Annotated in this window: 18 protein-coding genes; 13 read left to right on the forward strand and 5 right to left on the reverse strand. The window is 60.3% G+C overall.

Translation table 11 applies throughout. The features are described 5' to 3' along the window. Positions 1-29 precede the first annotated feature (29 nt). Positions 30-1,034: a DNA-binding protein gene (locus L6D82_RS17620; protein ID WP_236190659.1), complete on the forward strand. Its 1,005-nt coding sequence runs from the start codon at positions 30-32 to the stop codon at positions 1,032-1,034. Here the strand turns inward: L6D82_RS17620 and gorA are convergent. Next, positions 1,031-2,389 carry a glutathione-disulfide reductase gene (gorA, locus tag L6D82_RS17625; RefSeq protein WP_236190661.1) on the reverse strand — a complete coding sequence of 453 codons (1,359 nt, stop codon included), beginning with the start codon at positions 2,387-2,389 and terminating at the stop codon, positions 1,031-1,033. The two genes, L6D82_RS17620 and gorA, sit on opposite strands and share 4 nt — an antisense overlap. Positions 2,390-2,518: 129 nt before the next feature. Next, complete coding sequence (gene galU, locus L6D82_RS17630) at positions 2,519-3,358, reverse strand: UTP--glucose-1-phosphate uridylyltransferase GalU (RefSeq protein ID WP_007912230.1); 840 nt, start codon at positions 3,356-3,358, stop codon at positions 2,519-2,521. A 247-nt stretch (positions 3,359-3,605) separates the two neighbouring features. Between galU and L6D82_RS17635 the strand changes: the two genes are divergently transcribed. Both L6D82_RS17635 and L6D82_RS17640 read left to right on the forward strand, forming a co-directional pair. Beyond that, positions 3,606-3,794 carry a hypothetical protein gene (locus L6D82_RS17635; protein ID WP_096821531.1) on the forward strand — a complete coding sequence of 63 codons (189 nt, stop codon included), beginning with the start codon at positions 3,606-3,608 and terminating at the stop codon, positions 3,792-3,794. Between the two features lie 141 nt (positions 3,795-3,935). After that, positions 3,936-4,232, forward strand: a complete 297-nt coding sequence (locus L6D82_RS17640) for a hypothetical protein (RefSeq protein WP_085745536.1) — start codon at positions 3,936-3,938, stop codon at positions 4,230-4,232. A 2-nt stretch (positions 4,233-4,234) separates the two neighbouring features. Here the strand turns inward: L6D82_RS17640 and L6D82_RS17645 are convergent, their stop codons facing one another. After that, positions 4,235-4,465, reverse strand: coding sequence for a hypothetical protein (locus L6D82_RS17645; protein ID WP_011334337.1), 231 nt, complete (start codon positions 4,463-4,465; stop codon positions 4,235-4,237). A gap of 72 nt (positions 4,466-4,537) precedes the next feature. Then, positions 4,538-4,894, reverse strand: a complete 357-nt coding sequence (locus L6D82_RS17650; RefSeq protein WP_085745535.1) for a hypothetical protein — start codon at positions 4,892-4,894, stop codon at positions 4,538-4,540. 211 nt (positions 4,895-5,105) lie between these two features. Between L6D82_RS17650 and L6D82_RS17655 the strand changes: the two genes are divergently transcribed. The 5 genes from L6D82_RS17655 to ada all read left to right on the forward strand — a co-directional run bounded on the left by L6D82_RS17655 (position 5,106) and on the right by ada (position 8,247). Further along, positions 5,106-5,408, forward strand: a complete 303-nt coding sequence (locus tag L6D82_RS17655) for a DUF1883 domain-containing protein (protein WP_007958929.1) — start codon at positions 5,106-5,108, stop codon at positions 5,406-5,408. Positions 5,409-5,442: 34 nt separating this feature from the next. Continuing rightward, the gene (locus L6D82_RS17660; protein ID WP_007958927.1) at positions 5,443-5,613 is read left to right on the forward strand and encodes a hypothetical protein; all 171 of its coding nucleotides are present in this window, start codon (positions 5,443-5,445) and stop codon (positions 5,611-5,613) included. A gap of 90 nt (positions 5,614-5,703) precedes the next feature. Continuing rightward, a complete protein-coding gene (locus L6D82_RS17665) occupies positions 5,704-6,417 on the forward strand; it encodes a 2OG-Fe(II) oxygenase (protein WP_236190663.1) in 714 nt (237 codons plus the stop codon). A 5-nt stretch (positions 6,418-6,422) separates the two neighbouring features. Then, positions 6,423-7,085 (forward strand): DNA oxidative demethylase AlkB, encoded by a 663-nt coding sequence (alkB, locus tag L6D82_RS17670; protein ID WP_373870911.1) that lies wholly within the window; start codon positions 6,423-6,425, stop codon positions 7,083-7,085. An 88-nt stretch (positions 7,086-7,173) separates the two neighbouring features. Further along, positions 7,174-8,247, forward strand: coding sequence for a bifunctional DNA-binding transcriptional regulator/O6-methylguanine-DNA methyltransferase Ada (gene ada, locus L6D82_RS17675; RefSeq protein ID WP_236190664.1), 1,074 nt, complete (start codon positions 7,174-7,176; stop codon positions 8,245-8,247). Here ada and acuI read toward each other — a convergent pair whose 3' ends face one another. Beyond that, positions 8,248-9,231: an acrylyl-CoA reductase (NADPH) gene (acuI, locus tag L6D82_RS17680; RefSeq protein ID WP_236190666.1), complete on the reverse strand. Its 984-nt coding sequence runs from the start codon at positions 9,229-9,231 to the stop codon at positions 8,248-8,250. It abuts the gene before it with no gap. A gap of 214 nt (positions 9,232-9,445) precedes the next feature. On the opposite strand from acuI, the gene L6D82_RS17685 reads away from it, so the two are divergent. The 5 genes from L6D82_RS17685 (at position 9,446) to L6D82_RS17705 (ending at position 14,311) form a co-directional block, all read left to right on the forward strand. Continuing rightward, a complete protein-coding gene (locus tag L6D82_RS17685) occupies positions 9,446-10,507 on the forward strand; it encodes an NAD(P)H-dependent flavin oxidoreductase (protein ID WP_236190669.1) in 1,062 nt (353 codons plus the stop codon). A 173-nt stretch (positions 10,508-10,680) separates the two neighbouring features. Continuing rightward, positions 10,681-11,436, forward strand: a complete 756-nt coding sequence (modA, locus tag L6D82_RS17690; protein ID WP_102688025.1) for a molybdate ABC transporter substrate-binding protein — start codon at positions 10,681-10,683, stop codon at positions 11,434-11,436. After that, positions 11,437-12,117, forward strand: a complete 681-nt coding sequence (modB, locus tag L6D82_RS17695) for a molybdate ABC transporter permease subunit (RefSeq protein ID WP_102688024.1) — start codon at positions 11,437-11,439, stop codon at positions 12,115-12,117. 3 nt (positions 12,118-12,120) lie between these two features. Further along, positions 12,121-13,200, forward strand: coding sequence for a molybdenum ABC transporter ATP-binding protein (modC, locus tag L6D82_RS17700; protein ID WP_134020261.1), 1,080 nt, complete (start codon positions 12,121-12,123; stop codon positions 13,198-13,200). Positions 13,201-13,273: 73 nt separating this feature from the next. After that, positions 13,274-14,311 (forward strand): DNA topoisomerase IB, encoded by a 1,038-nt coding sequence (locus L6D82_RS17705; RefSeq protein WP_085745527.1) that lies wholly within the window; start codon positions 13,274-13,276, stop codon positions 14,309-14,311. Positions 14,312-14,382: the final 71 nt, after the last annotated feature.

A 14,382-nucleotide genomic window follows, 5' to 3' on the forward strand; every position in this document is an offset into this window, starting at 1 on the left:
TACCACAGTACGAAATGGTAGGAGCAGATATGGCCCGTGGCGGCGTTAACAAAGCAGTAGTTCAGATCGCGCGCGCAGCGATCCTCGCCCGTGGCGAACACCCCAGCATCGACGCAGTACGCATCGAGCTGGGTAATACGGGTTCCAAAACCACGATTCATCGCTACCTGAAGGAGCTGGATGACGGCAGCGAACCGGCCGATCCTTCAGCAGAACCCATCGATGACGAGCTGCTGGCACTCGTCACGCGCCTTGCCCAACGCCTGAAAGAACAGGCGCAGGAGCCGATTGATCAGGCGCGCGAGCAGTACGAGCAACAGCGTCAGGCACTGGAGGACGAGCTGAATCAGCTTCGTCAGGATCACGCGCAACTGGAGAAGAAGCACGACATCCAGGCCGCCGCGCTGGCCAAGGAATCCGAAGCCTTGAGCGATACACGCTCGATGCTGCAGACCGAGCAGACTCGCAATGCCGGACTGAATCAGGCGCTGGCCGATTTTGAATTGCGCTTGCAGGACAAGGATGAGCAGATCCGCTCGCTGGAAGAGAAACACCTGCACGCCCGCGATGCGCTTGAACACTACCGCAACGCCATCAAGGAACAGCGCGAGCAGGAGCAAAGCCGTCACGAAAGCCAGGTGCAGCAGTTGCAGATGGAGTTGCGTCAGGCGCAACAAAGTGCGCTGGTACGTCAGGACGAGATCACCCAGCTGCACCGCGACAACGAGCGCCTGCTGACCGAAAATCGCGGCACCGTGCGTGAACTGAGCTTGGTGCAGGATCAGCTCAAGCACAGCAATCAGCGTCAGGATCAATTGCTGGAGCAAGCGTCCCGCGTCGACAGTGAACGCACCCTCCTCCAGGAACGCCTGCGCGTGGCGTTGCTGGAAAGCCAGACGCTCAAGCAAAACGTCGACGAACAGTCGCAGCTCAATCAGTCACTGGAAAAGGAATTGACCAAGGCGCAAGACAGCCTGCGCCTGGCCACCACCGCTGCGGCAGCGCCAGACGCAGCAGAACCGAAAAAGACTTAAGCGCCGACCGGCGTACGCATGGTGACAAATTCTTCGGCCGCCGTCGGGTGCACCCCGATGGTGTCGTCGAAATCACGCTTGGTGGCGCCAGCCTTCAACGCGATTGCCAGACCTTGTACGATCTCGCCAGCATCCGGCCCGACCATGTGACAGCCCAGCACCTTGTCGGACTTGCCATCGACCACCAGCTTCATCAGCGTGCGCTCCTGGCAGTCAGTCAGGGTCAGCTTCATCGGCCGGAAGCGGCTTTCGTAGATCACGACGTCATGACCCGCTTCCCGCGCCTCTTCTTCGGTCAGGCCGACGGTGCCGATGTTCGGCAGGCTGAACACTGCTGTCGGGATCATCTTGTAATCCACCGGGCGGTATTGCTCAGGCTTGAACAGACGTCGCGCCACCGCCATGCCTTCAGCCAGCGCCACCGGCGTCAACTGCACACGACCGATGACATCGCCCAGCGCCAGAATCGACGGCTCGGTGGTTTGATATTCCTCGTCGACTTTGATGAAGCCTTTGTCGTCGAGCTGCACGTCGGTATTTTCGAGCCCCAGGTTGTCCAGCATCGGACGCCGACCGGTGGCGTAGAACACACAATCCGCTTCCAGCACGCGACCATCCTTGAGGGTCGCTTTCAGGCTGCCATCCGACTGCTTGTCGATACGGGCAATGTCGGCATTGAATTGCAGATCCATCCCGCGTTTGGTGAGCTCTTCTTTCAAATGGTTACGCACCGAACCGTCGAAACCACGGAGGAACAGATCCCCGCGATACAACAACGTCGTGTTGGCGCCCAACCCATGGAAAATCCCGGCAAATTCGACGGCAATGTAACCACCACCGACGACCAGTACACGCTTGGGCAGTTCTTTGAGGAAGAACGCCTGGTTCGAGCTGATCGCATGCTCATGCCCCGGAATCTCCGGGATCTGCGGCCAGCCACCGGTGGCGATCAGAATATTCTTCGCGGTGTAGCGCTCGCCGTTGACCTCAACTTCGTGCGGACCAACGATTTTCGCGTGGGCTTCATGCAGCGTCACACCGCTATTAACCAGCAGATTGCGATAAATGCCGTTCAGGCGATTGATCTCGCGATCCTTGTTGGCAATCAGCGTGGCCCAATCGAAATCCGCCTCGCCCAGGCTCCAGCCAAAACCCGAGGACTGTTCGAAGTCTTCGGCAAAGTGGGCGCCGTACACCAACAGTTTTTTCGGTACGCAACCGACGTTGACGCAAGTACCACCCAGATAACGGCTCTCGGCCACCGCCACTTTCGCACCATACCCGGCAGCAAAACGCGCAGCCCGCACACCGCCCGAACCGGCGCCAATCACATAAAGGTCAAAATCGTAGGGCATTTCTATCTCCTCGGCAGGCGATCAGCATACCCGCCGTCGTCCGTTGGGCAAGCACTCCTGCCGATATAGGGGCGGAAAATGAAAAAGCCACCCGAAGGTGGCTTTTTCGTACAGGCAGATCAGGCTTTATCAGTAAGCCTTGCCAGTCTTGTAGAAGTTCTCGAAGCAGAAGTTGGTTGCTTCGATGTAGCCTTCAGCACCACCGCAGTCGAAACGCTTGCCCTTGAACTTGTAGGCCATTACGCAGCCGTTCTGGGCTTGTTTCATCAGGGCGTCTGTGATCTGGATTTCACCGCCCTTGCCTGGCTCGGTCTGTTCGATCAGGTCGAAGATGTCCGGGGTCAGGATGTAGCGGCCGATGATCGCCAGGTTCGACGGCGCGTCTTCCGGCTTTGGCTTCTCGACCATGCTGTGTACGCGATAGATGTCGTCGCGGATCATTTCGCCAGCGATCACGCCGTACTTGCTGGTTTCCTGCGGATCGACTTCCTGGATGGCAATGATCGAGCAGCGGAACTGCTTGTACAGCTTGACCATCTGGGTCAATACGCCGTCGCCTTCGAGGTTGACGCAAAGGTCGTCCGCCAGCACCACAGCGAACGGTTCGTCACCGATCAATGGGCGACCGGTCAGGATCGCGTGACCCAGGCCTTTCATTTCGGTCTGACGGGTGTAGGAAAACGAGCACTCGTCCAACAACTTGCGGATACCGACCAGGTATTTTTCCTTGTCGGTGCCCTTGATCTGGTTTTCCAGCTCGTAGCTGATGTCGAAGTGGTCTTCCAGGGCGCGCTTGCCACGGCCGGTCACGATGGAGATTTCAGTCAGACCAGCGTCCAGAGCTTCTTCGACGCCGTACTGGATCAGTGGCTTGTTTACCACCGGCAGCATTTCTTTGGGCATGGCCTTCGTCGCTGGGAGGAAGCGAGTACCGTAACCGGCTGCTGGGAACAAGCATTTCTTGATCATATAAGTCCTTGAAAGGGCTGTGTGTACGAGTTTCGGCGCAGTCTAATCAGGCGGCGTGCACCTTACAATGCCCCGCACTGGCTAACCGATGTCAACATAGAGAAATAATCTGGCGGATAGTTCAATCCGCACACGGAGGCTGCGCATTCAGCGTAGCCCAAATATGCCGCAACACCGCATCGACCTGCGCCCGTTCGCCGATTTACCGTTATCATGACGCCTTTGAACCAGCCAACGAGGCCGCTAGATGTCCGCAGCAAAAATCATCAATGGGTACACCGTCGCCAAGGCGAAAGATGGCCAGTGGCATATCACCGCCGCCAACGGCGAAGATGTGTCCGGTCCGTTGCCCACTGAAGCGATGGCGATTGAAGTGGCCGCGGTGCTTGATTACACGCCTCCTGCACCGAAGCGTCGCGGCAAGGATCAAGACTGATCGACGACTGCAAATCACGGCCCTGCCTTCGCGCAGGGCTTTTTTTTGGGCTTCGCACAAAGAACTGGCCAATCGCTATAACCTTTTCATGTCGGCGCTGTCATAGCGTCTAGCCCTCTCCCTCTCGAAGACGACATCGCCATGATCAACCGCCCCTGCATCAACTTCCTGCCCTTGATTGCGCTCGTGGCTCTGGCCGGTTGCGCTACCTCGCAGACCACCTACCTGAACAACGGCGAACAAGGGTTGAGCATCGACTGTTCCGGTGAAGCCAATTCCTGGGCCACCTGCTATGAAAAGGCTGACGCGTCCTGCGCCGGAACCGGCTACCGCATCGTCGGGACCGACGGCACACCGGCGCCCAAGGAAGACGACAAGACACTGGGCGTCGACGTCGGCAACTACAAAAACCGCAGCGTGGTGGTCGTGTGTAAATAGCCTTACATATGAATTTCGGCGAACTTGATCCCCAGCCCGCGCACGACCTCGATCAGGTCGTCGAGCCGGTTGAAGGACTCGACTTCGTCGTTATCGTCGACCAGGAAGTAACTGCGGCCGGCGCTCTTCTTGAAAAACACAATCCACTCCCCCGGATTCGCCGGGTTCTGGATCACATGGGTCGCCGCAATGAGCCCTTCCTTGTGTCGCTCCCGCACCTGCTCTCTCTTCATTCACCTCTCCAGAAATGACAATGCCGCCACAGCAACGCTGTGACGGCATCAATGCTGACTGCTGACAGTCTATCAGCCGGAAATACAGGCCGTGGCGGCTTTGCGCACATCCCAGGGGCGCAGCGGCACATTGGACATTCGCTCATGCAGCTTGATGCTGCTGCCGCCGGAGCGATCCTCGATGTCAAACACCGCGGCCGGACCCGATCCCAGCTTGCCTGGAACGATGACCCGAACCTCATCCTTGTGTCGCTCGACCTGCAAGGCACCCCGGCTGTCGGACAGCTTTTCGGCCAGGCACTCAGCATATTCATGGGGTTTCTTGCCGGAAATGACGTTCATGGTTGGCAGCGTTTCATTGATTTCCGAAACGCTTGCGCAACCACCCATTGCCAATGCCAACGGCAGAATCACCACACCCCATTTCATACAAAACCTCCAATAAAGACCCTCCGACAGCACGAATGCCGTTTTTCTCCGAGGCTCACTGCATTTAACCCACATCAAATCGTGAATATCTGTTTTTAATTGTCAAAGCGGCGCCCGACGGCCGGATAATAACCCGTCCGGGCTGATAAACTGCGCCAATCGACAATGCTATCGTTTTGATTTTGTAGAAAAAGCCCTTCTGGAGGCGCCCATGAAATTCATTCACCAGCGCGAGCACCTCAACGAAGACGACATCGTCGTCATCCAATGCTCGCAAACCTGCAACATCCGCTTGATGAACGACGCCAACTTCCGCAGCTTCAAAAATGGCGGCCGTCACACCTATCACGGCGGCGCTTTCGACACGTTCCCGGCCCGTATCACCGCGCCGAGCACCGGTTTCTGGAACATCACCATCGACACCGTCAACCGCCGCGCGATCAGCGTGACTCGCAAACCGACCTTGACGCACTCGATCAAGATCATTCGCCGCTCGAGCTCCAAACTCAGCTGAGCGGTTCCGCCAACGCAGACAGGTAAGCATCAACGTGGCCCAAACGACCAAATACGTGATCAAGTACAAACTCAACGGTGAGCGCCGTTTCGAGTTCGCCCAGCTGGAAAACGGCACGCCGGAAGAAGCCAAAGCTGCACTGGATGCTCTGCACGGCCAGAGCGACGATGTGATCAGCGACATCAGCGTCAGCAAGGCCCTGTAAGACCCGGACGAAATTCGACCGCAAGCGGCGGAGTGTTGCGGCCGGGTGGACGACCCAGACTGATACCTGAATGTACGCCAAGGAATCAGCATGTCACCCTCACCCGCCTCCCCGCTCGATGCGCTCGACTGGATCGCCCTGGAGCAGCAACTGGATCAGGACGGTTGTGCTGTCATCCGCACGCTGCTGCGCCCGGACACCTGTGATCGGTTGAGTGCGCTTTACCCGCACAGCGAACCGTTTCGGTCCCAGGTCATCATGGCTCGCCACGGCTTTGGGCGCGGCGAATACAAATACCTGCGCTATCCGCTTCTTCCCGTGGTGGAACGCCTGCGCAGCGCGCTTTACCCACGCCTCGTGCCTCTGGCCAACCGCTGGCATAAGCGAATGGGTCTGCCGGAACGTTTTCCAGAGCGACACAGCGAGTTTCTCGAGCGCTGCCATGCCGCCGGTCAACTGCGGCCTACCCCGCTCTTGCTGCAATACGGTCCGCAGGACTACAACTGTCTGCATCAGGATCTGTACGGTGAACATGTCTTTCCGCTACAAGTGGCGATTCTTCTGTCAGCACCCGGGGCTGATTTCACCGGTGGCGAATTCGTCATGACCGAGCAACGTCCGAGAATGCAGTCGCGCCCACTCGTGATGGACCTGAGAAAAGGCGATGCGCTGATCTTTGCCGTCAACCAGCGCCCGGTCAAAGGCGTGCGCGGCGACTATCGGGTGACCATGCGCCACGGTGTCAGCCGACTGCACAGCGGAACACGGCATACTCTGGGCATTATCTTCCACGACGCGACCTGACGATCATGCAAACCACCTTTGATCTGTTCGCCGACACAGAATCCGAGCAACCCCGGCGCGCCGAACAGATCGGCGAGCAGTCCTGGGTGCTGCGCGGGTTTGCCCTGCCGCAAATCGAGCAATTGTTGCCGGCCCTGGAATCGATCATCGCCTGCGCCCCGTTGCGCCACATGATGACGCCCGGGGGCTTCAGCATGTCGGTGGCCACCAGCAGTTGCGGCGCACTGGGCTGGATCACCGATCGGAGCGGCTACCGCTATTCATCCGAAGATCCCGTGAGCCACCAACCCTGGCCAGCCATGCCCGAAGTGTTTCGCGAGCTGGCCCAGGCCGCAGCGAAACGCGCCGGATTTGCCGACTTCATGCCGGATTCCTGCCTGATCAATCGTTATGTCCCAGGCGCGAAGATGTCGTTGCATCAGGACAAAGACGAAAATGCCTACGACGCGCCGATCGTTTCTTTGTCATTGGGCTTGCCGGCAACGTTCCTGTTTGGCGGTTTCGCACGCGGCGACAGGAGCCAGAAAATCTCACTGCTGCACGGCGACATGGTGATCTGGGGCGGCGTAGACCGGCTGCGCTATCACGGCATCCTGCCGATCAAACCCGGCCGGCACCCGCGCCTGGGCGAACAGCGTTTCAACCTGACGTTTCGCACCGCCGGATAATCCTGCAAAGTTTGACCGCAAGGGTCGGAGTGTTCCGGCCGGTGGCACTGGTTAACCTGAAATTCAACAGGTCAACGGACTCTCCATCATGAAAACGCTTTCCACCTCGCTGAACACTGAAGACGATCCACGCTGGGCCGCTGTCGTCGCACGCGACCCTCGGGCGGACGGCCAGTTTGTCTATGCCGTGAAAACCACCGGCATCTATTGCCGCCCCAGCAGCCTGGCGCGCTTGCCGAAACCGCAGAACGTCGAGTTTTTCGACACCGCCGAGGACGCCGAAGTCGCGGGCTATCGCCCCAGCAAACGGGCGGGCAAGGATCAGACCGAAGTCGCAGCGCAACACGCCGCCACCGTCGCGGCAGCCTGTCGCCAGATCGAAGCGTCGGACAGCCTGCCGGCGCTCAACGATCTCGCCGAGACCGCCGGCCTGAGCGCCTTCCATTTTCACCGGGTCTTCAAAGCCGCAACGGGCCTGACGCCCAAAGGCTATGCCGCCGCGCATCGCTCGCGTCGGGTTCGCCAGCGTCTGGCGGACGGTAGCTCAGTGACGGAGGCGTTGTATGACGCCGGTTTCAATTCCAACAGCCGGTTCTACGAGGCGGCCGATCAGGTGCTGGGCATGAAACCCGGCGATTTCCGATCCGCCGGGCAGAACAACGACATCCGCTTCGCCGTCGGCCAGTGCTCGCTCGGCGCCATTCTGGTGGCGCAGAGCGAGCGCGGAATCTGCGCGATTCTGCTGGGGGACGATCCGCACCAATTGGTGTGCGACCTGCAGGACCAGTTTCGCCGGGCCAACCTGATCGGCGCCGACACCGAGTTCGAACAACTGATCGCGCGCGTCGTCGGCTTCATCGAAGCGCCTGCCATCGGCCTGGATTTGCCGCTGGATGTGCGCGGCACGGCGTTTCAGGAACGGGTGTGGCAGGCACTGCGCGAAATACCGGTCGGCAGCACCGCCAGCTATGCGGACATCGCCTTGCGTATCGGCTCACCAAAAGCCGTACGCGCAGTGGCCCAGGCTTGCGGCGCCAACAGCCTGGCGGTAGCGATCCCCTGTCATCGCGTTGTGCGCAGTGACGGCAATCTGTCGGGCTACCGCTGGGGCGTGGAGCGCAAGCGCGAATTGCTCGAGCGTGAAGGCAAACCACAACAGTAATCAGCGATTCACATCAACTACAACTCGCCCCCGGAGTTGCCCCGCCAGCAACTTCGGGGCCGCTTCGAGGGCTTCGCCGAGGCCGATTTCATGGCTGATCAGTGGCAACAGAGCGAAATCCAGATCCTTCGCCAGACGATCCCAAGCCTCGATGCGGCGAGCCTTGGGCTGGGTCACACTGTTGATCCCGGCCAGCGTCACGCCTCGCAGAATGAACGGCGCGACCGAGGCGGGAAAGTCCATGCCCTGCGCTAGACCGCACGCAGCCACGGTGCCTTCGGCCCGGGTGCTGGCACAGGCATTGGCGAGCGTGTGGCTGCCGACCGAATCGATAACGCCCGCCCAGCGCTCCTTGGCCAGCGGCTTGCCGGGTTCGGACAGGGTGGCGCGATCAATAATTTCACTGGCACCCAGTTGTTTCAGGTATTCGTGCTCCGACACCCGACCGGTCGAAGCGACCACGCGGTAGCCCAGCTTGCTCAGCAATGCGATGGCAAAACTGCCGACGCCGCCGTTGGCACCGGTCACCAGCACTTCGCCCTGTTGCGGTGTCACGCCGTTGCGCTCCAGCGCCATGACGCACAGCATCGCCGTATAACCCGCCGTGCCGATGGCCATGGCTTGCGCGGCGGTGAATGCCTTGGGCAGAGGAATCAGCCAGTCACCGTTCAATCGCGCCTTTTGCGCCAAGCCGCCCCAGTGGCTTTCACCGACGCCCCAGCCGTTTAGCAAAACCGCATCGCCAACCTTGTAGTCCGGGTGCGAGCTGACTTCGACGGTACCCGCCAGATCGATCCCCGGCACCATCGGAAACTTGCGCACCACCGGGCTGCTGCCGGTGATCGCCAGGCCGTCCTTGAAGTTCAGCGTGCTGTACGCGACGCGAATCGTCACATCGCCCTCGGGCAACTGCTCGTCGCTGATTTCTTGCAGGTTGGCGCGGTAACCGCTGTCGTCTTTGTCGATCAAAATGCCTTTGAACATGACTGCCTCTCGCGGGTGGAATTCAGGATGTCGAGGCATTGGAATACCACACTGCAACATTTTGCCCCACTCGACCTTTAGCCAATCGGGCCCGAACACCGAGCCGGCGCCGGCTGTTCAAGCTACAAATCTGTGCTGGTCATGGGGGTGGCTTTGCGTTAAAAAACCGGCTGCTACCGTCCCTGCCCTGTTTTGTCGTCGGAGAAGCTATTCCATGAGCCAATGGCCTGATACCCGCATTCTTGACCTGTTCGGCATCGAACTGCCGATCATCCAGGGCCCCATGGCCGGTGCCACCAACTCATCCATGGTCATCGCAGCGTGCAACGCCGGTGGCCTGGGTTCGATGCCGGCCGCGATGCTGACCATCGAGCAACTGCGCGAAGAGCTGAAGACCATTCGCCAGGGCACGAACAAGCCATTCAACGTCAACTTCTTCTGCCATCAACCGCCGGCTGCCGATGAACAAAAGGCCCGCGACTGGAAAAACCTGCTGGAACCCTACTATCGCGAACTGGGTGTCGATTTCGATGCACCGACGCCGGTGTCCAACCGCGCGCCCTTCGATGCGGCCGCCTGCGAAGTGCTGGAAGAATTTCGCCCTGAAGTGGTGAGCTTCCACTTCGGCCTGCCGGAAAAATCCCTGCTGGATCGGGTCAAGGCCACCGGTGCGAAAATCATCTCGTCGGCAACCACCGTCGACGAAGCGATCTGGCTGGAGCAGAACGGTTGCGACGCGATCATCGCCATGGGTTACGAGGCCGGCGGCCATCGCGGGATGTTCCTCAGCGCTGACCTGAGCAGTCAGGTCGGTACGTTTGCGCTGGTGCCGCAAGTGGTCGACGCCGTGAGTGTGCCGGTGATCGCTGCCGGTGCGATTGCCGATGCGCGCGGCGTGGCGGCAGCGTTCCTGCTCGGAGCTTCGGCGGTTCAGGTCGGCACGGCGTATCTGTTTACCCCGGAAGCGAAAGTCAGTGCCTCTCACCACAAAGCTTTGCGCACCGCCAAGGAAAGCGAGACAGCGGTGACCAATCTGTTTACCGGGCGCCCGGCGCGGGGGATTCTCAATCGGGTGATGCGCGAGCTGGGCCCGATGTCGGACAAGGCCCCTGCCTTTCCGCTGGCCGGCGGTGTCTTGATGCCGTTGCGCGCGAAGGGTGAGGCCGAATTCAGCAACCTCTGGGCCGGCCAGGCCTTCACACTTGGTAAGGACCTCGGCACCGCCGAACTGACCCGGCAACTGGCGGAAGGCGCACTGGCGAAACTGACGCGATGATGAACCTGAACGGGTGAGGAGCGTGGCGCTCTCACCCGGTTTAAAAGCAGTGCTTTCCGTTTGGCGGCATTTCGCTATATATTTCTCTATATAGCGTTTCACCCCCTCGCATCGGCGCAGTCTACCTTCCAATAACAACTGCCCACTGCACTTGCCATCCACGGAGCCGTTACATGATCAATCGTGCCTCACGTTTTGCCCCTGCCCTGCTCGCGGTATTCGCCATCGGCGCCGCGCAGGCCGACGAAGTGCAAGTCGCTGTCGCGGCCAACTTCACCGCGCCGATCCAGGCGATTGCCGCCGATTTCGAAAAAGACACCGGGCACAAACTGGTCGCAGCCTATGGCGCCACCGGCCAGTTCTACACCCAGATCAAAAACGGCGCGCCGTTCGAAGTGTTCCTCTCGGCGGACGACACCACCCCTGAAAAACTCGAAAAAGAAGGCGACACCGTCAAGGGTTCGCGCTTCACCTACGCCATCGGCACCCTGGCGCTGTGGTCGGCCAAGGAGGGTTACGTCGATGCCAAAGGCGACGTCCTGAAGAAAAACGAGTACCAGCACTTGTCCATCGCCAACCCGAAAGCCGCCCCTTATGGTCTGGCTGCCACTCAGGTGCTGGAAAAACTGAAACTCACTGAAGCTACCAAAGCCAAAATCGTCGAAGGCCAGAACATCACTCAGGCCTACCAGTTCGTGTCCACCGGCAACGCTGAACTGGGCTTCGTCGCCCTGTCGCAGATCTACAAGGACGGCAAGGTCAGCAGCGGTTCGGCGTGGATCGTTCCGGCGAGCATGCACGACCCGATCAAGCAAGACGCAGTGATCCTCAACAAAGGCAAAGACAACGCCGCTGCCAAGGCGCTGGTTGATTACCTCAAAGGCCCGAAAGCCGCTGCGGTCATCAAGTCCTACGGTTATCAGCTGTAAATGTCGCTGACGAGTGCCGATTTCGCGGCGATCTGGCTGACCCTGAAACTGGCGTCCCTGACCACCGCGATCCTGCTGGTCGTCGGCACGCCGATCGCCCTGTGGTTGTCGCGCAGCCGTTCCTGGCTGCGCGGCCCCATCGGCGCGATCGTCGCGCTGCCGTTGGTGCTACCTCCTACGGTCATCGGTTTCTATCTGTTGCTGGCGCTCGGCCCAAACGGGTTCATTGGCCAGTTCACCCACTGGCTGGGGCTTGGCACCTTGACCTTCAGCTTCACCGGCCTGGTGATCGGTTCGGTGCTCTATTCCATGCCGTTCGTGGTGCAGCCGTTGCAAAACGCCTTCTCCGCGATCGGCACTCGTCCTCTGGAAGTGGCCGCGACCTTGCGCGCCAATCCCTGGGACACTTTTTTCAGCGTGATTCTGCCCCTGGCCCGCCCCGGTTTCATCACTGCAGCAATCCTCGGCTTCGCCCACACCGTCGGCGAATTCGGTGTGGTGCTGATGATCGGCGGGAATATTCCTGACAAGACCCGGGTGGTTTCCGTACAAATCTACGACCACGTCGAAGCCATGGAGTACGCGCAGGCGCACTGGCTGGCCGGGGCGATGCTGGTGTTTTCGTTTCTGGTGTTGCTGGCGCTGTATTCCAGCCGCAAGACCCGCGCGGGCTGGAGCTGATCGATGATTGATGCACGTCTGAAACTGGCTTGGTCGGGCTTCAGCCTCGATGTCGATCTGCAGATGCCCGGTCGCGGTGTGACGGCGCTGTTCGGTCAGTCCGGCTCGGGCAAGACCACATGCCTGCGCTGCATCGCCGGGCTCGAACGCGCGCCACAGGCCTTTATCCGCATCAATGACGAGGTCTGGCAGGACAGCGAAAAAGGCATTTTCGTGCCGCCGCACAAACGCGCGCTCGGCTATGTCTTTCAGGAAGCCAGCCTGTTTCCGCATCTGTCGGTGCTGGCCAATCTGCAATTCGGCCTCAAGCGCATTGCCAAGGCACAGCGCCGGGTCGACATGACCCAAGCCACAGAACTGCTAGGGATCGGCCACTTGCTCGATCGTCATCCGCAGCACTTGTCCGGCGGTGAGCGCCAGCGTGTCGGCATCGCCCGCGCGCTGTTGACGAGCCCCAGACTGCTGCTGATGGACGAGCCTTTGGCGGCCCTCGACAGTCAGCGCAAAAGCGAAATCCTGCCCTACCTGCAACGCCTGCACGACGAACTGGAAATCCCGGTGTTGTATGTCAGCCACGCTCAGGACGAAGTGGCCAGGCTCGCCGATCATCTGGTGCTGCTCAGCGACGGCAAAGCGCTGGCCAGCGGTCCGATTGGCGAAACCCTGGCGCGGCTCGACCTGCCCCTGGCCATGGACAACGACGCCGGCGTGATCATTGAAGGCCAGGTCAGCGGCTACGATGCCGACTATCAATTGCTCGCCCTGCAACTGCCGGACTCGTCACTGAATATCCGCGTGACCCACGCGCCGATGACGACGGGCCAGAAACTGCGCTGCAAGGTTCACGCGCGAGACATCAGCCTGACCCTGCAAAACAGTGAGTTCAGCAGCATCCTCAATCGCCTGCCGGTCACGGTCGTCAGCGAACAACCGGCCGACAACGCCGCGCACGTGCTCATTCGCCTCGATGCCGGCGGGACACCGTTGCTGGCGCGCATCACTCGCTACTCGCGGGATCAGCTTGGCGTGCATCCGGGCCAGTCATTGTGGGCCCAGATCAAGGCCGTCGCGGTGTTGGCGTAAATCCGCGGGCACGACCGTCATGGCGTGCGGTCAATGGCTTTAACAGCCTGATTTGACGCGAAGGAATTCCGCCATGCCCGATACTGCGCTCACCGAAGTGTTGCCTTCGGATCTGCATTACGTCGATGACACACAGCCCGGTATCACCCGAAAAAAACTGCGCGGAAAATTCGCCTATTTCGACCCCGCAGGCCAGCGCATCACCGATCCTGACGAGATCAAACGCATCAACGCACTGGCTGTTCCGCCGGCCTACGTCGACGTGTGGATCTGCGCCGACCCGCGCGGCCATCTGCAAGCCACCGGCCGGGACGCACGTGGGCGCAAGCAATATCGCTATCACGCTCGCTGGCGCGAAGTGCGCGACGCGGACAAGTATTCGCGTCTGCGTGAGTTCGGTCTGGCGCTGCCCAAACTGCGCAAACAGCTGGAGGCGCTACTGGCCTCGCCGGGCTTCAGCCGCGACAAAGTCATGGCGACGGTCATCACGCTGCTCGACGCCACCCTGATCCGCGTCGGTAATACGCAATACGCGCGGGACAATCGCTCCTACGGCCTGACCACCCTGCGCAGCCGGCATGTCGAGGTCAACGGCAGCGCGATCCTGTTTCAGTTTCGCGGCAAGAGCGGCATCGAACATCAGATCACGGTGAAGGACCGGCGACTGGCGCGGATCATCAAGCGCTGCCTGGAAATTCCGGGGCAGAACCTGTTTCAGTATCTGGATGAAAATGGCGAGCGGCATACCGTCAGCTCTTCTGACGTCAACACCTACCTGCAAACCCTGACCGGCGCGGATTTCACCGCCAAGGACTACCGGACCTGGGCCGGCAGCGCCCTCGCTTTGGCGGTTCTGCGGGAGCTGCAATGGGAATCCGAGACCGAGGCCAAGCGGCATGTGGTCGAGATGGTGAAGGGCGTCGCCCGCCAACTGGGCAACACGCCGGCGGTCTGTCGCAAGTGCTACATCCACCCGGCGGTGGTCGAGCATTTCATGCTCGGCGCCTTGGCCGAGCTGCCGAAGCCGCGCATCCGCAAAGGCCTGCGCAAGGAAGAAGTCGCATTGGCGCTATTCCTTGAGCGGATGGTCGAGCAGGCAGGCACGCCTTGAAGCCTTCGGCCGTCTCGACTAGGCTACGCCCTCCTACCTCCCCGGGACGACCGCAGAAGTGAACAACTAAG

The sequence above is a fragment of the Pseudomonas paraglycinae genome (assembly GCF_021601625.1).
Lineage (GTDB): Bacteria > Pseudomonadota > Gammaproteobacteria > Pseudomonadales > Pseudomonadaceae > Aquipseudomonas > Aquipseudomonas paraglycinae.